The sequence below is a fragment of the Enterococcus sp. LJL98 genome, from assembly GCF_054871745.1.
On the sequence record NZ_JBTXLU010000005.1, the window covers coordinates 129,125 to 149,716 of the forward strand.

Below are 20,592 nucleotides of genomic sequence, written 5' to 3' on the forward strand. Positions count from 1 at the left end.
ATCTTTTTGTATTTCCTCGCTGTTTTTTTGAGGAGAAAATTGTTCATGATTAAAAAAACGACTCGCGTTTTTTTGTTTCTCTTTTTTTAAAGGTTGAACCAATCGAAAAAAATGATTCGAAAAAGCTTTTGTTTCGCGATTTGTCTTCTTAATGAAACATTAAAAAATCTTGCATTCTGTGTCTGATGAAATATAATAGATAGGTGAGAACTTTTGTTAAAAATATTTGTGTAATTATTCACTTTTAATAGGATCAGGAAGGAGCGAGTGGTGTGATAAAACAAATCAAAACTCAACGGGGATCAACTGCTAGAATTCAACGCTTAAGAGAAATTAGCGAACAGAAAAAAATACCATCGATTTCAATGGAACGTGGCATCTTAATTACGGAAGCTTATCAAAAATATGAGGGTACGTGTTCGACACCGGTTTTACGAGGAAAAGTTTTTAAATATTTAATGGAAAATCGTCAATTATATTTAGAAAAAGGTGCCTTGATTGTCGGCGAAAGAGGGCATGAACCACAAGCTGCTCCCACTTTTCCTGAAATTAGTTGCCATAGTTTAGCAGATTTGACTTCCATGAAGACCCGAAAAAAAATTTCCTACCATGTGACAGAAGAAGATTGTAAAATCCAGGCAGAGCTGATTTTGCCTTATTGGGAAAAACGAAATATGGCGACCAAAATTGCCAGAGCCTTGCCACAAAAATGGCATGATTACCTTGATAGTGGCTTGTTTACTGAGTTTTTGACTCAACGGGGACCCGGTCATGGCGTGGCAGATGGAAAAATTTATCGGCGAGGCTATCAAGCGGCGATTACTGAAATTGAACAAGTGATGGCACGACTCGACTTTGAAAATGATTTCGAGGCAGCTCAGAAAAAAGAAGAATTATTGGGTATGAAACTCGTCTGTGAAGGCATGATTATCATGGGGCAACGATATGCAGCACTGGCGCGTGAATTGGCAGCTGAGGAAAAAGATTTGGAATGGAAACAGGAATTACTGATGTTGGCGGAAGTCTGCGAGGAGGTTCCAGCCAATCGTCCGAAAACCTTTCGTCAGGCGATTCAAATGTATTGGTTCACCCATATAGGCGTGGGCTTAGAGATGAATCATTGGGATTCTTATTCACCCGGTAAGTTAGATCAGCACCTAACCCCATTTTACGAAAAAGAAATAGCGGAAGGTACCTTGACGCGCAATGAGGCGAGAGAATACCTTGAAAATTTATGGATTCAATTTAATAACCAACCAGCCCCACCAAAAACCAATCTGGGGATGAATGAGCGGATTACCTACACCGATTTTTGTAATATCACGAGTGGGGGTCTAAAAGCAGATGGCAGCACAGGTGTCAGTGAAGTGAGTTATTTGATTTTAGAAGTGATGGATGAATTACGCTTGTTGCAACCAAGTTCAAATGTCCAAATTGCGCGAAATACGCCAGAAGATTTTTTAAAAGCCGCGTTGAAAATCTCTCGTAAAGGTTGGGGCCAACCAGCCTATTACAATGCAGAAGGAACCTATCGCTCGTTGATTGAGATGGGGAAAGATCCGCTAGATGCGCTTGAAAACAGCGCGATTATTGGTTGTGTTGAAATTGCAGCGGCAGGACAAGAAGCGAGCGTCTTAGCAGGCTACTTAAATATTCCGAAGGTGTTAGAATTGGTTTTAAATGAAGGCTATGATGCCTATACCCAAAAACAAGTTGGACCAAAGACGGGGAATCCCACAAATTTTGATTCGTACGAAGCATTCTACGACGCCTTTGAAAAACAACTTGATGCCGTTGTGACCGTAAAATTTCAGGGCAATGAAACGATTGAAGCATTGTATCGTAAACACTTACCGCTACCGCTACTATCAGTCTTAACCGATGATTGTATCCAAGCTGGCCGAGATTATATGAAGGGGGGCGCACGCTACAATACGAGTCTTTTCCAATGTGTTGGCATGGGAACGATGGCTGATTCTTTGGCAGTTATTAAAAAACAAGTATTTGAAGAGAAAAGGATTTCCATGGCCCATTTATTAAAAGCTTGCCAACAAAACTTTAACGGCATGCATGAGATCCTGGCATTAATTTCCGAAGAAACACCAAAGTTTGGGAACGATATTGATTATGTTGATGACTTATTCCGAGAAGTTGGTGAAAGTCTGGATGATATTATCAATGGACGTCAGATGAAACGTGGAGCAAGGACGCTGGTTGAGTATTCACCAGCGATTGCTCATATGCATTTTGGTCAAGTGATGGCTGCCAGTCCCAATGGGCGTCGTTCAGTTTATCCCTTGTCCGAAGGGATTTCTCCTGAAAAAGGCAGCGATCGTTTAGGACCGACGGCAGTGATTCGTTCGGCAGCGAAGTTGAACCAGCAAAATACTGGCGGCGTGCTCTTAAATCAAAAATTTTCTCCCCAAGTCATGGTAGGTGAAGACGGACTTCTGCGGATGGGCGCCTTGTTGCGCGCGTACTTTTCGATGGGGGGGCAGCATATGCAATTTAATGTCATTGAAAACCAGACCTTACGCAAAGCACAAAAAAATCCAGCAGCCTATGAACATTTGATTGTCCGGGTGGCAGGCTACAGTGATTACTTTAATCACTTGGATAAAGCCATGCAAGACGATATTATTTTCCGAACCGAACAAACGGCGAATCAATGGTAGTTTTTAATAGCATAAGGATAGGAAAGATGAGGAAAGGGATTCATGACCATACCACTTGTATTTAACATTCAAAATTTTTCCATTCATGATGGACCAGGGATTCGCACAACGGTCTTTTTTAAAGGTTGTCCGATTCGTTGCGCTTGGTGTCACAACCCAGAAAGTCAAAAGTATCGAGCAGAAACCATTGTTCGAAAAAACGGCAAGCAAGAGACGGTTGGTCGACCGTATACCGTCGAAGAATTAATTCATGAAATAAAAAAAGACAAGGTGTTCTATGAATATTCCAATGGCGGCGTCACGCTGTCAGGTGGTGAAGTGATGGCTCAAGACATGGATTACTTGGAAGCGCTAGTGAAAGGCTTAAAAGCGGAGCAGATATCGGTTGCCATCGATACTTGTGGGGTGGCGCCACAGGCTAGTTTTGAGCGTTTATTACCGTATGTCGATTTGTTTTTATATGACTTAAAAATGTTGGATTCTCATTTGCATCGCCAATATACGAAACAAGGCAATGCGCAAGTGTTGGCCAATTTAAAGTATCTAAGTCAAGCAAAGGCCACCCTTTGTTTACGACTCATTTTGTTAGAAGGGATTAACACAAGTGAAGCGCAAGTGCAGGCGTTAATTGATTGGTTGGTAGAAGAAAGCATTCAAATTGACTCCATACACTTGCTACCCTATCACGAATTTGGGCGCGAAAAGTACCGAGGCTTGAACCGTTCCTGGGAGAAGTTTGAAGCACCCTCAGCAGAACGACTAGAAGCAATAAAAGCGCACTATGAAGCCTATCACTTCATCGTGAAAATTGGTGGCTAAAAGAAAAAATGTCGAGAAGGTGGCTCACCACTTTCTCGACATTTTTGTTTGAACGACTTAGTTGTAAGCCGTGGTTGTTTTTTTATAAGGGGGCTCGATGGTTCTCAGAGGGTACGGCAATAAATGTTGTTCGAATACCGCTTCAATTGTTTCGAGTCCTTCGAGTAAAAGGCCGTCTTGTTCAGAAGAACAGTCATAGATGACGGCACTGGTTGGGCGTGTCACGCGAAAATCACGTGCCGTTTTTTGATCACGCCAAAAAAGCTCCTCCACAAGCTCCGAACGTCGGTCTTCTAAAAACATATCCAAATCGCCACCTGTTTTAAGAAAAAGCGCTTGGGCCATTTCTTCAGAGTATGGTTGATTTTGGTAGAGGATACGCTCTTGTAACGAAAGTAAAAAGTCTCGTGCATATTTTTTTCCTTGAATTTGAGCTGCCTTAAAGTCCAAAGCAATCTGATACGTCAATTGGTAATAGTCATTGCGCGCATCTAAGGTCATCGGTGTTTGTTTTAATGCAAAGGCGATGGTTTTTGGGCTGACAACTGGAACAATCTGCAAATCGATTTTCGCCGCACATCTTTGACTAAAATCAAGTAAAAACTTTTCAGCTTCGGTACAAAACTTGCCGAGTGGATGAATAAATAGATAAATTTCAATCAACGGATAAACCCCCAAGTACTTTTCTTTCAATAAAAGCCAGTCGCTATTTTTTATTCATCCACACTTTAACAGATTCTTATCAAAAGGTGAAATGAAACACTTCCTATTTAACTTTTAAGGCACGAACAATCTTGTTTTCTGCTGGTTGAAATGGGAGGTCTAGTTGGGCTAGCAGCTGAAGAAAGTCTTGTTTGCCCTGTTTTTCTTCAAAGACTTCCAATTCTAATTCGTAATCTTCTTTCCCATGATACCAGCTATGATCAAGGGCGAGTAAACCAATTGGCAGTTTGCGCTCGTAACGTTTGGTTGTGAGTGCTGCAATTGGTGTAAGATCGCTCAAAACGATGCCGGCTTGTTGTAACTGTTTGGCCACTTCACCTGTCGATAAAATTTTTTGTTGGGCAATCAAGGCACGCACGGTTTCTGAAGTGAGTGTATCGGTAATTTCAAGTAAGCCTTTTTTGGCTGTCGGACATTTTAGAGTCAGTTCACCGCCCGTTTCAAACTGGCGAATGCGTAGACCCCAGCGTTTTTGCTGGAGGCTTTGTTGTGGGGTATCAAAATAAAGATTGGTTTGTTTGGTGAAGGTGCTCGCTTCAAACTGGTAATGTTTCTTCACTTTTTGATAATCCTCTTTTTTTAGTAAGGTTTTGTATTCAATTTCGATTTGACGTGCCATTTTTTCCTCCTAGAGTGGGGTGTCCCCGAATTTTGCTCCTTTCATTGTAGCTCACGTGCTTGAAAAGGAAAAGAAATGAAGACTTTGTGCCAGAAGGCTAAAGCTTTTCTTCAATTTGTGCTAAAATAGAAAAGGAATCTGAGTGGAAAGACAAGAGGTGTAACGATGGAAAGAGATTGGGATTTATTTTTAGCACCTTACGAGCAAGCCGTTTCTGAATTAAAGGTGAAATTAAGAGGCATTCGGAAACAATTTCGTGAAACGAGTCAACACGTACCGATTGAATTTGTGACAGGTCGGGTAAAGCCAGTCGATAGTATTTTAGCCAAATCACAATTAAGGAAAATACCGCTCGATCGTTTGGAACCCGAAATGTCTGATATCGCAGGATTGCGCATTATGTGCCAATTCGTCGATGATATTTACCATGTGGTGCAGTTACTTCGCAATCGGAAAGATATGAAAATTATGATTGAACGTGATTATATCGAAAATAAAAAAGCAAGTGGTTATCGTTCCTACCACTTGGTGATTGAGTATCCGGTTCAATTAGTCGATGGAGAAAAATTACTCCTAGTGGAAATTCAAATTCGAACGTTAGCCATGAACTTTTGGGCAACGATTGAACATTCCTTAAACTACAAGTACCAAGGGGATTTTCCAGAAGAAATTAGCGAACGGTTAAAAAGAGCAGCGGAAGCAGCCCATCAATTAGATGAAGAAATGTCAAACATCCGCGTGGAAATTCAAGAAGCCCAACGCTTATTTTCTCATGGCAAAGGGGCAACGGATGAATACAACTATCAAATAGGAACCGAGTGGGGGGATTTGAAATAATGGCCTGTTTAAAAGTGGCTCTTGTTCATAACCAATCGGAAAAATCGGTAGCAGTTGCTACAACCTTAAAAAAATTATTGCTCACTTCAGGCAACTTGATTGATCAAGAGGACCCGGAAATTGTCATTTCAGTGGGGGGCGATGGCACCTTGCTGTCTGCCTTTCATTTGTATATTCATAAGTTGGATCAAGTCCGTTTTTTAGGGGTCCATACCGGGCATTTGGGTTTTTACACCGATTGGCGCGATTACGAGTTAGAAGAATTGGTCGACTCGCTTTGTAACAACCAAGAAGAAAATGTGAGCTATCCGCTTTTGGACGTCGTGATTCGCTACCGGGATGGTCGGGCGGATAAACATTTCTTTGCTTTAAACGAATCGACGATTAAACGAGAACACCGGACGATGGTGGCGGATGTGTATTTAAAAGAAGATTTGTTTGAACACTTTCGCGGAGATGGGCTGTCGGTTTCGACACCCACAGGTTCCACCGCCTACAACAAAAGTATCGGAGGCGCCGTCTTGCATCCCAGCATTGAAGCGATGCAGCTAACCGAGATAGCCTCGTTAAATAATCGGGTGTTTCGCACGATAGGCTCGCCAATTGTGGTCTCAAAAGATGACTGGATTGAAGTTCGCTTGCCAGAAAGTATGGATCACTTAGTCACCGTCGATCAATTTAGCATCCAACAAGCCGATGTCGCGTCCGTTTATTACCGCGTGGCACCAGAAAAAATACGTTTTGCTTCCTACCGACACATGGATTTTTGGCGTCGCGTGCGAGAAGCATTTATTGGAGATTTAACTTAAAATGAAGTTTCATTATTTGTATCAAAAAGAAGAAAAACAACAGGTGAAATTTTTTCTATACGAGCAAGGCATTTCACGCCGCTTATTAGCCAAGATTAAGTTTCAAGGAGGACAAATTCTGGTTAATCAAGTGGAGGAGAATGTTCTCTATTTTTTACAGTCCGGCGATGAAGTGACGATTCTCATTCCCGATGAAGGAGAGCACGAAACCCTCGTACCAGACCAAACACCCATTACAATTGTTTTTGAAGATGAACATGTTTTAATCGTCAACAAACCGACCGGAGTTTCCTCTATTCCGGCGCAATACCATCCGAATAATTCCATGGCCAATCGCGTCAAGGCTTATTATCAAAGTCAAGGTTACGTCAATCAAGTGGTACACGTTGTGACACGACTTGATCGAGATACCTCGGGCTTAATGGTGTTTGCCAAACATGGTTTTGCTCATGCCAAACTCGACGAGCAGCTACGCGCGCGCACGTTTCATAAGAAATACCAAGCGCTCGTAGGAGGCGAGGTTGAGAGTTTGCAAGCACACGGATGGTTGCGGCAACCAATTGGCCGTGACTTGCGTTCGATCATGAAACGCCAAGTGAGCGAAACGGGTCGGGAAGCGGAGACGGAGTACTGGTTAGTGAAAAAAGATGAGACCCTTGCCTTGGTCGATATTCAACTACATACAGGCCGTACGCATCAAATTCGCGTCCATTTTTCGGCCAATGGTTGGCCTTTGGTGGGCGATGAAATGTATGAGGGGCGAATGGACTTGCCTTTACAACGACAAGCATTGCATTGCTATGACTTGCAATTCTTCCATCCGTTTACAAAAGAACCGCTCCATTTTCAACAGGCACTTCCTGAAGATATGGCGGAAATCTTAAGAAATATTGGTTAGAGAGGTGAAAAACAGTGGATGAAAATCAAGCATTAGATATCCGCTATACCCAATTAAAAAATGACCTAGAAGCCCAAGATTTGACGCGTTTTCGTGAAGGGTTTTTAGATTTACATATCTATGAACAAGGCCAGTTTTATCAATCGCTTGATGAAGGCCAACGCAATCAAATGTACTTTTATCTATCGCCTAAAGAGATGGCGGACATGTTTGACTTAATTGAAGAAGATGAAGAAACATTAAAGGGCTATTTAGCAGAAATGCGTCCGAGTTATGCAGCTGAAATGTTTGCTTCGATGTATACCGATAATGCGGTCGATTTATTGAATTTATTAGGAAAAAAAGACACAGCGAAATACTTGAGTTTAATGTCTGAAGAAGAAGCCAAAGAAATCAAAGAGTTACTGCATTATGAAGATGAAACCGCTGGAGCGATTATGACGACAGAATATGTCGCCTTAGTCGCTGATCAAAGCGTGGGTGAGGCGATGCAGGTTCTAAAAAAGGAAGCTGCGGTCGCTGAAACGATTTATTACTTGTATGTGGTGAACCAAGCCAATCAATTAGTTGGTGTTATTTCGTTAAGAGATTTAATTATCAACGAAGACGAAGCCTTAATTCAAGACGTCATGAGTGAACGGGTACTTTCGGTGCATGTCGGTGACGATCAATTTGACGTGGCTCAAACTTTTCGTGATTACGACTTTCTTGCTTTACCCGTTACGGACTATGAAGACCACTTGTTAGGCATTGTGACTGTCGATGATATTATTGACGTCATTGATGATGAAGCGACGAGTGATTATTCTGGTTTGGCTGGGGTAAACGTCGAAGAAGTCAGTGAAAGTCCTTGGAAGGCCGCGACTCGGCGCTTGCCCTGGTTGATTACCTTGCTCTTTCTAGGGATGGCAACGGCAACTTTGATTGGAGAGTATGAAGTGCTTGTCAGTGAAGCGAGTATTTTAGCCGTCTTTATTTCCTTAATTACAGGGACGGCTGGTAATGCCGGTACGCAATCGCTAGCAGTTGCGGTGCGCCGTCTTGCCATTAGTGATGATAAAACCAACTCTTTTATTCGGGTCTTATTATCTGAAATTATGACAGGCTTGGTGACGGGAGCGATTACCGGACTGACGATTTTTACGATTGTCGCTTTATGGAAAGGAAATCCAATTCTGGGCTTTGTCATTGGGATTGCTATGATGGCAGCTATTACGGTGGCGAATTTAGCCGGCAGTTTGATTCCAATGTTAATGGATCGTTTAGGTTTTGATCCGGCGGTTGCCAGTGGCCCTTTCATTACAACCCTTAGTGATTTAACGAGTGTCTTAATTTATTTTAATATTGCGGCTCTTTTTATGCAGTATTTTATTTAAAGGAAAATGAGGTGGAATGAATGAGTAAAAGATGGACGATACAAGAAATTCGGGACTTTGTTGAAAAAAATTCAGATACGAAATTACTGACCAAAGACTTTACCGGGTTTTCACAAAAGCTCCTATTTGAATGTGCTTGTGGCAATCAGTTTGAAAAAAACTTCAAAAAATTTAAAAACAATCACCAACGAAAATGTGACGTGTGTCAACCGCCGAAAGCGTCACGTTAATTTGAAATATTGAAAAAAACAACTACCTTTTACAAGAAAAGTTGGTTTTTTCTCTGAAATCCTAACCTTAGCTTGCATGAAAAGGATAAAAAATGCACATACGACAAAGACGCCTCTTCCTACCAACCAGCTGTCGGTAAGAAGAGGCGTTTTGTTTTATTTAGATAATGAGAAGGGTAGGTCTTCAGCTGTTACTGTTCTTGGTGTTGGAACGGTACCTAATTGATAGTCAATCGTTCCACCTTGCATTAAGTCTGCATGGTCAAAGAATAATTTGCTGTGAACGTTATCGTTCCGTTTGGTTTCATGTAAGAACTGTTGTTGCGGGTAGTTTGGTGATGCTTTGATTGCTAATTTTTCGCCATTTGATAAGTGAATCGTTGCTTTACTTACTAAAGGCATACCGATCACATACTCACCAGAACCTGGTGTTACTGGGTAGAAACCTAAGCTGTTAAAGATATACCAACCAGCCATACTGCCGTTATCTTCATCTCCTGGATACCCTTCAGCTGTTGCATTGAAGACTTGTGTCATTGTTTGTTTTAACAAAGGTTGTGCCATTTCTGGTTTTCCGATGTAGCTAAATAAGAATGGTAAGTGGAAGCTTGGTTGATTTGAAATGGCAAATTGGCCAAACTCGATTGCTGCCATTTCGCTCATCTCATGGATTTCAAAACCGTAGCCATCAACGTTGTAACGCGGTGCTTGGTTATTTAATTCGATTAATTTCTTCTCGAAAGGAGCTGCGCCACCATGTTCTTTGATTAAGCCGGCGAAATCTTGGAAGACAGCAAAGCTGCTTTGCCACGCGCTACCTTCTGCGTAGTCACGTCCCCAACGAACGTCTAGGAAGTTCTCACGGAAGTTGCCCTCTTTATCTTTAGCAATCATGAAGCCTTCTTCTTTATTGAAGATGTTGCGGTAGTTTAATGATTGTTCTGCGTAATAAGTCGCTGTTTCTGTTTCACCTAAAACAGTTGCCACTTGGCTAATACAGTAGTCACTGTAGGCATAGTCTAAAGTATGGTTTACGGACTCGTGGTAATCACTTGGGACATAACCAAATTTCAAGTAATCCAGTGTTCCTTGACGCCCGTAGTTTGAATCTTCACTTTGGACCGTTGCTGCTTTTTTCATTGCTTCAAGGAGTGCTGGCATTAAGTCCGAACGAATTCCTTTGACCGCCGCGTCCGCAATGACTGCATCAATTAAGGTACCAGGCATGAGGCCACGCTCATCTGGAGATAACCATTTTGGCAAGAAGCCTGTTTCATTGTAGCTGTTTAAGAAACCTTCCAGCATTTCTTCGTATTTTTCTTTAGCAATTAGTGAGTACATTGGGTAGACCGTTTTGTAAGTATCCCAGAAACCGTTGTTTGTATAAAGAACGCCTGGACGCACTTTTTTACTGTAAGTATCATAGTGGATTTTTTCGTTATCCGCATTGATTTCATAGAAAGTCTGTGGGAATAAGAACATCCGGTAGAAGTTATGGTAGAACGTTTCTGTCTGTGACTTGTCTTGATGCTCGACTTCGATACGGCTTAAGTAACCTTCCCATTCTGTTAAACTTTTCTCCAAATATTCTGCCGCGGTTTGTTCTTCTTCTCGTGATAAGTTTAAGCTGGCTTGCTCTAAACTAATGAAAGAAGTACCAAAGCGCATATTTTGTTGCTTAATGTCTCCGAAACGTACGATGAAGCTGCCATCTTCTCCGACTTCTTTGATTGCTTCAGAAGTAATGGCTTGTTCGAATGCTAGGGTAAAGTAGAATTTAAAGTCGCTATCTTCACAACCAGAGAAATTAATCACTTGTCCTTGAAGCGTATGCGCATCCACTTGTTCCACTTCGTAACGTCCTGGCAGCGTCAGCATGAATCCGGCATTTTTATCCGAATAGTTCATTTCTAAAATCCCACCATACATACTTGGAATCATTGTCGAAGTGAGGCCGTAGCGTAATTGTGTCACGCTCACGTGGGTTGGACGGAACGTACTTTCATTTGGACGGTAGGAGCTTTGTGCATGGAAAGTGCTAGCTTGATGGACATCGCCACTAATCGGTGTGAATAAGACACGGCTGAAATCACCCATCCATGGACTTGGTTGATGTGTTAAGCGGTAGCCTTGGAAGGTACGATCTTCTGGATGGAACCACCAGCTACCTTTTTGATCGGTTGTTTGGACACCGAAAAAGTTCATTCCAAAAGGAACACCGGTGTATGGTAAGCTGTTTCCGTTTGAAAAGCTGTGTTGATTGGCTGTCGCGTGTCTTGTATCAATTGTGTGTGTAATCATTTGTTAGATTCTCTCCTTTGTTGATTGTCTTTTTATTAAATGCACTGGGACTTTGATGTCTTGAGGCATTTTTTTTGTTTTTAACCAAGTAATTAATGTCTCACCAGCAATCGCACCAATTAAAATAAAATCTTGGGCGACGGTTGTGAGAGGTGGGTCTACAAAGCGCGATGCTTGAATGTCGTCAAAGCCAATGATGGAATAGTCATTTGGGACATGGTAATCATGTTGTTTTAAAATTCGCATCGCTTCAATGGCAACCAGGTCGTTTTCACAAACAATCCCCGTGACTTTTGTTTCTTCCAAATACTCAATTAAATCGTGATTCGTGGCTTTTTCATCCCCTGAAGAAGTATGAAAGGAAATGTTTGCTTTGTTCAAGGCCTTTAAATAACCGACGTAACGATTTTTAACGGATTGAGGATGGGTTGTATGACCAAATAGGTAAGCAATCCGTTGATGACCTTCATCAATTAATTGCTGGGTCGCAAGAAAGCCACCATCGACGTTGTCTGATAAAATCGTTGGGAAGTTCAATTCAAAGTGCTTCTTATCCAGTACGATGACTGGGAAGTTTTTCATTGAAAATTTGACTAAAATATCCAGATACAAATCGGTATCTTCTGCATAGTAAATGATGCCGTCGTATTCTTGGGTCATTTCTTTGACCGATTTTTGTTGAAATACATCTAAGGTTGCCATGGAAACTTCGATTTGTTCTTTTTGTAGTGTAGGCAGCAAGCCTTCTGTAAAGTTTCCAACAGATAAGTCATTCAAGAAGGGAAGTAGAAACAATACTTTTTTATGTTTGATTGGAACTATCTCTTCAATCGTTGTTTCAACGTCTTTGGCTTTCACAAAACTACCTTTTCCGCGAACACGATAGATTAAATTGGCTTGCTCTAATTCATTTAAGGCACGTTTGGAAGTAATTCGACTCACCTGATAACGATCAGCTAATTCCTTTTCAGTCGGAAGTTGTTCTTCGGCTGCAAGCCTGCCAGACAAAATCTCTTCTTTTAAATCAATTAGTATTTTTTTATAGAGGGGTTGGCTCATGAAATTCTCCTTTCTTACAGTAGTTGATATATCATATTATGATAATAGCATAGATTAAAAGAAAATTAAATAAAAATATTTTGCTGAAAACGTAGACAAATCGAAAAAAAGAGGGTACAATACGTTTGTAAGATATATCAAATTGATGGAGGATGAACTAAATGGCTTACAAAGATATACCAACTTCAGTACAAAACTTTATGGATATGATCACAGAAAAATGTGGAACCGAACATGCCGATTGGGCAAAAAACTTTAATGCAGGCTTTGCAAATACTTTATTAACAACTGTTAAACGTCATGAAGATGGCACAAGCTTCTTATTAACAGGTGATATTCCTGCAATGTGGTTACGTGACTCCACTGCTCAAGTCCGTCCATACTTAGTGATTGCAAAAGAAGATGAAGATTTAGCTGATATGATCAGTGGTTTAGTTAAAAAACAATTCTTCTATATTAATATCGATCCTTATGCGAATGCTTTCAACGAAGAAGCAAACGGCGCAGGACATCAAGATGACTATACTGTAATGAACGATTGGATTTGGGAACGTAAATATGAGATTGACTCCTTAGCATACCCAACCCAACTTGCTTATCTATTATATAAAAACACTGGTCGTACGGATCAATTCAACGAAGACTTCGTTGAAGGAATCAAAAAAATCTTGCATGTTTTCAAAACAGAACAAGATCACCGTAAATCACCTTATAACTTCGTACGTGACACATGGAGAGCGGAAGATACATTAATCAACCATGGTCGTGGTGTAGAAGTGGCACCAACAGGTATGACATGGTCCGGTTTCCGTCCAAGTGATGATGCATGTGCAGGCGGCGGTTATTTAGTTCCATCAAACATGTTTGCTGTCGTTGTTTTAGGCTATGTAGAAGAAATCTTCTCAACGATCTTAGATGATGCAGCAATCGTTGCAGAGGCGAAAAAATTACGCGAAGAAATCGAAGCGGGAATTGAAGCACACGGACGCACAACAAACGCTGCGGGTGAAGATGTTTATGCTTATGAAGTAGACGGCCTAGGCAATGCTTCATTAATGGATGACAGTAACGTACCAAACTTAATCGCTGCACCATACTTAGGTTATGGTTCAATGGATGACGAGCGTTACCTACGTACGCGTAAAACATTATTAAGCAAAGAAAACCCATACTTCTATGAAGGAAAATACGCAAAAGGAATTGGTTCATCACATACACCAGAAAACTACGTATGGCCAATCGCAATGGCAATGGAAGGTATGACAACGAATGATAAAGCTGAAAAAGAGCGTATCTTAAACACATTAGTTGCGACTGATGCAGGAACAAACTTAATGCACGAAGGGTTTGACGTTGATAATCCAGATAACTTTACACGCGAATGGTTCTCATGGGCAAACATGATGTTCTGTGAGTTAGTCATGGATTACTTCGATATCCGCGTTGAAAAATAATAAATCGAAAAGGAGCACACACTTATTATGAAGAAAAAAGTTTATATTATCTCTCATAGTCACTGGGACCGTGAGTGGTACTTACCTTATGAGCAACACCATATGTTATTAGTTGAATTAATGGATGACTTATTAGAGTTATTCGAAACAGACCCAGATTTCAATAGCTTCCACTTAGACGGACAAACGATTCTTTTAGATGACTACTTAGAAGTTCGCCCTGAAAAACGTGACGCCGTTCAAAAAGCCATTGATGATGGAAAACTACGGATTGGTCCTTTCTACATTTTACAAGATGACTTCTTGATTAGTTCTGAGTCAAACGTACGTAACATGTTAATTGGAATGGAAGATAGTAAAAAATGGGGGACACCGGTTAAATTAGGTTACTTCCCAGATACTTTTGGAAATATGGGACAAGCACCACAAATGATGAAAAAAGCAGGCCTTGAGTCTGCAGCATTTGGCCGTGGTGTAAAACCAATTGGCTTTGATAACCAAGTATTAGAAGCAGAAAGCTATTCTTCTCAATACTCTGAAATGTGGTGGAAAGGTCCAGACCAATCGGAAATCTTCGGTTTATTGTTTGCTAACTGGTACAGTAACGGAAATGAAATTCCAGCTGAAAAAGAAGCAGCAATTAAGTTCTGGGATCAAAAATTAAAAGACGTTGAGCAATTTGCTTCAACGAAACACTTATTAATGATGAACGGGGTTGACCATCAACCGGTTCAAAAAGATGTTGCGCAAGCAATTAAATTAGCGAACGAGTTATACCCAGACTATGAGTTCATTCACTCAAACTTCACAGATTACTTAGAAGCCGTTCAAAGTGACTTGCCAGAAGACATTGGTACGGTTGAAGGCGAATTGACTTCACAAGAAACAGATGGCTGGTTCACTCTAGCGAACACGTCTTCTGCTCGTGTTTACTTAAAACAATGGAACACACGTGTGCAACGTCAATTAGAAAATATCGCTGAGCCGCTTGCGACAATGGCTTACGAAGTGACTGGGAAATACCCACACGATGAATTAACTTACGGTTGGAAAACCTTAATGCAAAACCACCCACACGATTCTATCTGTGGTTGTTCGGTTGATGAAGTGCACCGTGAAATGATGCCGCGTTTTGAAAAAGCAAATGAAGTTGGTAAGTACGTAGCCAATGAAGCTGTTCGTCAATTAACAGAAAAAATCGATACGACAGACTTCCCAGAAGGTAGCTTCCCATTTGTTGTCTTTAACACGAATGGTTTAGCAAAATCAGGCGATGCTGTGGTTGATATCGAATTAGAACGTAAGACGTTTGCAGAAGGCTGGCCGGCACAACTATATCGTCAATTAGAAGAAGTGGAAAAAGGCGAGTACCATGTGATTGATAAAGAAGGAAACGTGGTTGCAGCAGTGATTTCTGAAGAAGAGATCCGTTTTGACTATGATTTACCAAAAGATGCCTTCCGTATTCCATTCATGGAGCGTTACGTGACCGTTGAAATGCCTGTGAAAGACATGGCTCCTTATTCATGGGAAACGTATGCTTTAGTACCAGGTAAGGTTGAAGCAAAAGCAGGTCAATTAGCCAATGATGCAGGTACTGTGATTGAAAACGACTTAATGAAAGTGGAAATTGCTGAAAATGGTTCATTAGCAATTACTGATAAATCTTCAAACGTAACAGTTGATAATTTAGCAGTCTTTGAAAACGTGGGCGATATTGCCAACGAATATATCTTCAAACAACCAGAAGGCGACAAAGCGATCCTTTCTTCTGATGTGAAGGCAGCTATCAAAGTGGTTTCAAATACAGCGGATAAAGCAGTGATTGAAATCACTCATGTATTAGACATTCCTGTATCAGCAGATGAATTATTAGAAAAAGAACAAAAAATGGTCATTGGTTTCACTGCGCGTAAAGCACAACGTTCGAAAGAAACCGCACCGCTTGCAATTAAAACACTTGTAACAATTACAAGTGATAGCAAGAAAGTCGACTTCGAAACGAGCTTAAACAACCAAATGAAAGACCACCGTCTACGTGTGTTATTCCCAACTGGTTTAGTTGGCGTAGAAACGCATGAAGCAGATAGTATTTATGAAGTAGTAAAACGTCCAAATGGCGTAAGCGCAAGCTGGAAAAACCCAACAAACCCGCAACACCAACACGCATTTGCAAACATTCATGATGCAAAACGTGGGGTAACGGTTGGAAACTACGGATTAAATGAATACGAAGTGGAAAACAATGATACGATTGCTGTAACCTTGTTACGTGCAGTTGGTGAATTAGGTGACTGGGGTTACTTCCCAACACCAGAAGCACAATGTATTGGAGAATTCACTTTCAACTACAGTGTAGAACTACATGGTGAGCCGGAGTCTCGTTACGAAACTTACCAAAACACCTATACGGCACAAGTACCATTTACAACCGCTCAAATCGCAATCCAAGAAGGAACACTTGCTTCAAGTCGTGTCTTTGTTGAATTAGAAGGCGACTTGTTCGTTCCAACGGCATTAAAACGTCGTAAAGGCGATAACCATATCATCTTACGTGGTTACAACATGGCAGATACTGACCGTGACTTAACTATCAAGAAAGATGACGTTCAACCAGAATTATTAAACCTCTTAGAAGAAAAAATGGACGAAGCGTACCCAGAAAAACTTGGCGCGTATGAAATCCGTACTGTTGGTTTAGGCGAATAATTCAATTTTTTACCCACACATTCACCGAGGGGCGCTGACACCTGTCAACGCCCCTCGGTTTTTTGGTTGTTCGTCAAATCGTGTGGCTAGACCCGAAATGAGTAAAAATAATCGTCAGAAACGGTAGAGGAATGCTTTCTCTATCGTTTTTTGTTGGCTTGAAAAAAGAGGGGAAACCTCCCGCTCTTCCCGCTCTTCTGCGAAAAATCGCCTTGTGGTCGGAAGCTGCGAGACCACCTCGAACCTGTTGAGTATCTAGTCGATCGGAATCCTTGGAAAGTGATATTTTCGTCTGTCAAGCCAAGCATGACTCTCGTATTATTGTCCATGAGGCTTCACTTCTGATTCGTGTTTGTTTTGGTTGACTAGATCGTATCAGTTTGAGGCCATTTTTTGTTTTAAAAAATGAAAAAAGTGTTGCAGGAAAATCTTATAGAGATTTCTCCATCAACACCAAATAGGATACAAACCAGTTTTTTACGAACGTTTGACGGATAAAAGGGAAACAATAAGGACAAAATTTTGCCTTTTCTTGAAGTTTTTCAGAGTCAAATGACTTTTGTCACACCGGCTATTTGGGGTTTTAAATGCGAGTGGTCGATTAGAAGGAGTTCGTTGGAAGGTAAGAAAAACTGAATAGACAAACAGGCCCGAATCCTCTTTCTACAAGAAGGGCATTCGGGCCTGTTGTCTTTTTGATTAGAAGAACTGCGTATCACTCATCGCGGTTTCTTCAAGGAGCCATTCACCGTCAATCTTCACAAATGTGTGATTGGCTTCGGTGATATGATTGCGGTATTTTTCGGTACCTTCGTTGACGGTTTTTTGTCGCGCTTTGACAAGAATCCGCTCGCCGTCTTCTTTGATTACTTCAAAAGAGACTAAGGTGTGCTTGACATCATACGTTTCGAAAAAAGGCACCATTTCTTTTTTTGTTGCTTCGCGGGCTTCAGGTACTAAGGTGCTGAGGTAGGTTTCAAGATCTTCCTCATTTGCCGCTTGTAAGTTTTTTTCGAGTAATGCGTAAACGGCTAAGACATCTTCTTCGTTGGTGATTTTTCCTTTGATTTCGACTTGTCCAGGTTTTTGATTGATTTGATTGCTGATTTCACTTGCCTGATTAAAGTAATTTAAAACAAAAACCAGAAAGATTAGGCCAGCAAGGCCAATAAGTATTTTTTTTACCATCTTTGCTTCCCCCAAATTGTGACGTTTAGACGTCGGATAACTTGCTTGGACTAATTATACCATGATAGAGGTTGCGACCGATAATTGTTCCTTTCGTCATTGGATATGGACCATCAAAATGTAGACGTGTTGCCTCAAGTTCTTCGACTGCTTGATCGTTTTCAATCCAAGCCTCTAGTCGCCAAATCGTGGTATCGATACGGCCTAAAATGCCGCTGTAGCGAATGTCTAAGACTTCCCAACCGAATGCCTTGCTTGCTTTAAACCATAACGCTCGATGTCCGATACGCAAAGCTTGAACTTGTTCTTTTAGTTGAGCCACTGTTTTGATTAAAGTGGTCATACGTGCTTTATCGTTTGCTAAGTATGCTTCTTGGAGATGAATGCCTAGATCTGTTTTTGTGACAAGCAGTTCAGCCAAGCGTGTATAGTGTTGGAAAAGGGCAGCCGTATGTGTGGAAACGGTCGCTCCTGCTAAATCTTTGGCTAGGTCTTCGTAGTGTTTGGTTAATTCATAGTGGGAGATGGTTTCATCGTAAAGACCTAAAAGCAAATCTTGGTACAAAATAATTTTACTGATTGCAGAACCGCTAGGGTTATTCTCAGCAACTCCTGGTGTTTGGTCAAAGCGATCAAGCAATAAAAAGCTTTCCATCGACTCGTCTTGCATTTCCATCAAGCGTTGCGCAAGCAATTCATCAGAAACTTCTTCATTAAATTGGTGTTCTGCGAAGAGTTGTAGGCCAAGTAATGCCGCATCCAATGGTGTTTCGGCACCATCATCTCCCCAAAGTGTTGCGTAAACCGAAGAAATCCCTTGTTTTTTACAAGCGGCTAGCGCAGCATTTGTTGAAACAATTGTTTTCCCATAGTTCGGCGCGATCCCGTTAAAGGTCCAGATACCACCAGCAAAGACGATTGGTTTTTCTAATAATTTATGACTGGTTAATAAATTGTCGTATTCTGATTCCTCATGATGGTAGTAATCCCAGTAAACCATTTTGACATTCGGAATGCTTTTCACGACGTCTGTTGGAATCTCAAATTCAGGGTCGTAGTAATCGCCTGTTTTTGAGCCAAGACGAAAGTACATATCGCTCCACATTTCTACTTCTAAATCGAGGCTGTCGGTAATCTTCAGGACTTGTGCCAAATGACGGTTCATTAAATCAAAGCGATTGGCAAAGCCATTTTTTTGTAAGTAACGACCTAAGCCAAGTGTATGTGCCTCGTCCATCCCAATATGGATCTTTTTCGTCCGGAAAGGTTTGGAAGCGGCCTGAATGGCTTTTTCTAAAAATTCATAGGTTTTTGGTTCATCGACCAGTAAAATATCTTCCGTGTCACGGAACTCGCGCGAAAAGTTCCATTTCAGTGGATTTTTTAAATGACCTAAGACTTGAATGGAAGGAATCACTTCGATACCTAAGGCGAAACCATAATCATCAATCGCTTTTAACTCTTCATAAGTATAGCGTCCACGTAAATAGCCGAAGTAAGGGTATTCGGGAATCTCGTAAGTATCTTCCATATAAAGCATGAATTGATTCAGTCCCAATGTACTACACGTTTCTAATAATTCTTTCATTTTTGCAAGGGTTGGTACGGCGTTTCGGGAAGTATCAACCATGGGACCAATCAAATGAAAATGTGGAGTTTCCGTTAAATGGTAAGTGGGCTCGTCCCAGTGATTCAGTAATAAAGTTAAACCGCGAAAAAGGTGAGCCGGTTCACCAAAAGTGATGGTCGCTTTCTCTGCTGTTTTTGCTACAAGGAGTTGTTTTCCTTGTTCGATTAACTCGATGGTATACCCGTCTTCTTGAATGGTATATCCTAGTTTGGTTGAAAGGAGGTCTAAACCTGCTTCAACTTGTTTTAAATCGCCAGTAAAATATATCGCTTTCATTTTATGCTGCTCCTTTTTGTTTGATTCAAAGTTAGTATAGTATAAAAAGCCGCTCTTGTGCAAAATATAGAAAAGATACACATTGAAAGGGGTTAATACATAGTCAACTTGCACAAAAATGAGTCCTATTTACCAAGTAATTCGATGATTAAAGACGGAAAAAAAGGAAAAAAGAAGGAAAGAAACGTTGATATACCAATGGTTGTAAGCGGGTCAAAATCTACATATTGAGAACCATTGGAAAACAAGGTAACCTGAAAACGTGTTCAGCAAGCAAATGATTTTGAAGGGGGAAAAAACATGGAGTTAACGGGCAATAAGCCGCAATTAACTGCGCAACAAAAGAAAAGAGAAAAAAGAAAAAAAAGCATCTTGGCTAGTCGTCAATTGTACGTCTTTATTTTACCAGCATTCTTAGCATTCTTTATTTTCTCATACGTACCAATGTATGGTGTGATGATCGCATTCAAAGACTACATTCCAACATTAGGAGTCTGGGGGAGTCCTTGGGTTGGATTCAAACATTTCCAACGTTTCTTTGATTCTTACTATTTCTGGGATCTATTAAAAAATACATTAGGCATTAGCATTTATTCGCTAGTTGTAGGGTTCCCATTACCAATTATTTTAGCATTAGCTTTAAATGAGATTAAAGATGGTCCATTAAAGAAATTCTCACAAACGGTTACTTATGCACCAAACTTTATTTCAACCGTTGTTATGGTCGGAATGATCTTAGCTTTCTTAAACCCATCAACAGGGATTATCAACCACGTGATTGAGTTCTTCGGAATGCAACCTATTTCATTTATGGAAGATCCACGTTGGTTTAAAACGGTTTATGTGTTATCTGGTGTTTGGCAAGGAACGGGTTGGGGTTCGGTTATCTACCTCGCAGCCTTGGCAGGAGTCGATACTCAGTTACATGAAGCAGCAGTGGTGGATGGCGCGACACGTTTACAACGGATCTGGCACATTAACTTACCAAC

16 protein-coding genes are annotated in these 20,592 nt (G+C 40.9%); 10 read left to right on the plus strand and 6 right to left on the minus strand.

The features are described 5' to 3' along the window. Positions 1-272: 272 nt before the first annotated feature. Positions 273-2,675 (plus strand): trans-4-hydroxy-L-proline dehydratase, encoded by a 2,403-nt coding sequence (gene hypD / locus ACYSNO_RS05935; RefSeq protein ID WP_461730159.1) that lies wholly within the window; start codon positions 273-275, stop codon positions 2,673-2,675. A 42-nt stretch (positions 2,676-2,717) separates the two neighbouring features. After that, a complete protein-coding gene (locus tag ACYSNO_RS05940) occupies positions 2,718-3,494 on the plus strand; it encodes a glycyl-radical enzyme activating protein (protein ID WP_461730160.1) in 777 nt (258 codons plus the stop codon). 57 nt (positions 3,495-3,551) lie between these two features. On the opposite strand, the gene ACYSNO_RS05945 is transcribed toward ACYSNO_RS05940, so the two are convergent. Together ACYSNO_RS05945 and ACYSNO_RS05950 are read right to left on the minus strand one after the other, a co-directional pair. After that, positions 3,552-4,157: a DsbA family protein gene (locus ACYSNO_RS05945; protein WP_461730161.1), complete on the minus strand. Its 606-nt coding sequence runs from the start codon at positions 4,155-4,157 to the stop codon at positions 3,552-3,554. Between the two features lie 103 nt (positions 4,158-4,260). After that, positions 4,261-4,836, minus strand: a complete 576-nt coding sequence (locus ACYSNO_RS05950; protein ID WP_461730162.1) for a CYTH domain-containing protein — start codon at positions 4,834-4,836, stop codon at positions 4,261-4,263. A gap of 165 nt (positions 4,837-5,001) precedes the next feature. Here ACYSNO_RS05950 and ACYSNO_RS05955 point away from each other — a divergent pair, with 165 nt between their 5' ends. From ACYSNO_RS05955 to ACYSNO_RS05975, 5 genes are read left to right on the plus strand one after another with little or no spacing between them, the layout of a single operon-like run. Then, complete coding sequence (locus ACYSNO_RS05955; protein ID WP_461730163.1) at positions 5,002-5,673, plus strand: GTP pyrophosphokinase; 672 nt, start codon at positions 5,002-5,004, stop codon at positions 5,671-5,673. Further along, positions 5,673-6,482: an NAD kinase gene (locus tag ACYSNO_RS05960; RefSeq protein WP_461730164.1), complete on the plus strand. Its 810-nt coding sequence runs from the start codon at positions 5,673-5,675 to the stop codon at positions 6,480-6,482. The genes ACYSNO_RS05955 and ACYSNO_RS05960 overlap by 1 nt, the downstream gene beginning before the upstream one ends. 1 nt (position 6,483) lies before the next feature. Further along, a complete protein-coding gene (locus ACYSNO_RS05965; protein ID WP_461730165.1) occupies positions 6,484-7,380 on the plus strand; it encodes an RluA family pseudouridine synthase in 897 nt (298 codons plus the stop codon). A 14-nt stretch (positions 7,381-7,394) separates the two neighbouring features. Further along, positions 7,395-8,756, plus strand: a complete 1,362-nt coding sequence (mgtE, locus tag ACYSNO_RS05970) for a magnesium transporter (protein ID WP_461730166.1) — start codon at positions 7,395-7,397, stop codon at positions 8,754-8,756. Between the two features lie 20 nt (positions 8,757-8,776). Next, positions 8,777-8,986: a hypothetical protein gene (locus tag ACYSNO_RS05975; RefSeq protein ID WP_461730167.1), complete on the plus strand. Its 210-nt coding sequence runs from the start codon at positions 8,777-8,779 to the stop codon at positions 8,984-8,986. A gap of 156 nt (positions 8,987-9,142) precedes the next feature. Here ACYSNO_RS05975 and ACYSNO_RS05980 read toward each other — a convergent pair whose 3' ends face one another. Both ACYSNO_RS05980 and ACYSNO_RS05985 read right to left on the minus strand, forming a co-directional pair. Further along, positions 9,143-11,287, minus strand: a complete 2,145-nt coding sequence (locus tag ACYSNO_RS05980; protein WP_461730168.1) for a GH92 family glycosyl hydrolase — start codon at positions 11,285-11,287, stop codon at positions 9,143-9,145. A gap of 3 nt (positions 11,288-11,290) precedes the next feature. After that, entirely contained in the window at positions 11,291-12,346 is a 1,056-nt protein-coding gene (locus ACYSNO_RS05985) for a GntR family transcriptional regulator (RefSeq protein ID WP_461730169.1), read from the minus strand. Positions 12,347-12,507: 161 nt separating this feature from the next. Here ACYSNO_RS05985 and ACYSNO_RS05990 point away from each other — a divergent pair, with 161 nt between their 5' ends. Both ACYSNO_RS05990 and ACYSNO_RS05995 read left to right on the plus strand, forming a co-directional pair. Then, positions 12,508-13,800, plus strand: a complete 1,293-nt coding sequence (locus ACYSNO_RS05990; protein WP_461730170.1) for a glycoside hydrolase family 125 protein — start codon at positions 12,508-12,510, stop codon at positions 13,798-13,800. Positions 13,801-13,827: 27 nt separating this feature from the next. Then, positions 13,828-16,509 (plus strand): alpha-mannosidase, encoded by a 2,682-nt coding sequence (locus tag ACYSNO_RS05995; RefSeq protein ID WP_461730171.1) that lies wholly within the window; start codon positions 13,828-13,830, stop codon positions 16,507-16,509. Positions 16,510-17,208: 699 nt separating this feature from the next. Here the strand turns inward: ACYSNO_RS05995 and ACYSNO_RS06000 are convergent. Both ACYSNO_RS06000 and ACYSNO_RS06005 read right to left on the minus strand, forming a co-directional pair. After that, the gene (locus ACYSNO_RS06000; RefSeq protein ID WP_461730172.1) at positions 17,209-17,697 is read right to left on the minus strand and encodes a hypothetical protein; all 489 of its coding nucleotides are present in this window, start codon (positions 17,695-17,697) and stop codon (positions 17,209-17,211) included. A gap of 25 nt (positions 17,698-17,722) precedes the next feature. After that, positions 17,723-19,603 carry a family 20 glycosylhydrolase gene (locus ACYSNO_RS06005; RefSeq protein ID WP_461730173.1) on the minus strand — a complete coding sequence of 627 codons (1,881 nt, stop codon included), beginning with the start codon at positions 19,601-19,603 and terminating at the stop codon, positions 17,723-17,725. Positions 19,604-19,903: 300 nt separating this feature from the next. Between ACYSNO_RS06005 and ACYSNO_RS06010 the strand changes: the two genes are divergently transcribed. Further along, positions 19,904-20,592: ABC transporter permease (locus ACYSNO_RS06010; RefSeq protein ID WP_461730174.1), on the plus strand; the 689-nt coding region annotated here is incomplete at its 3' end.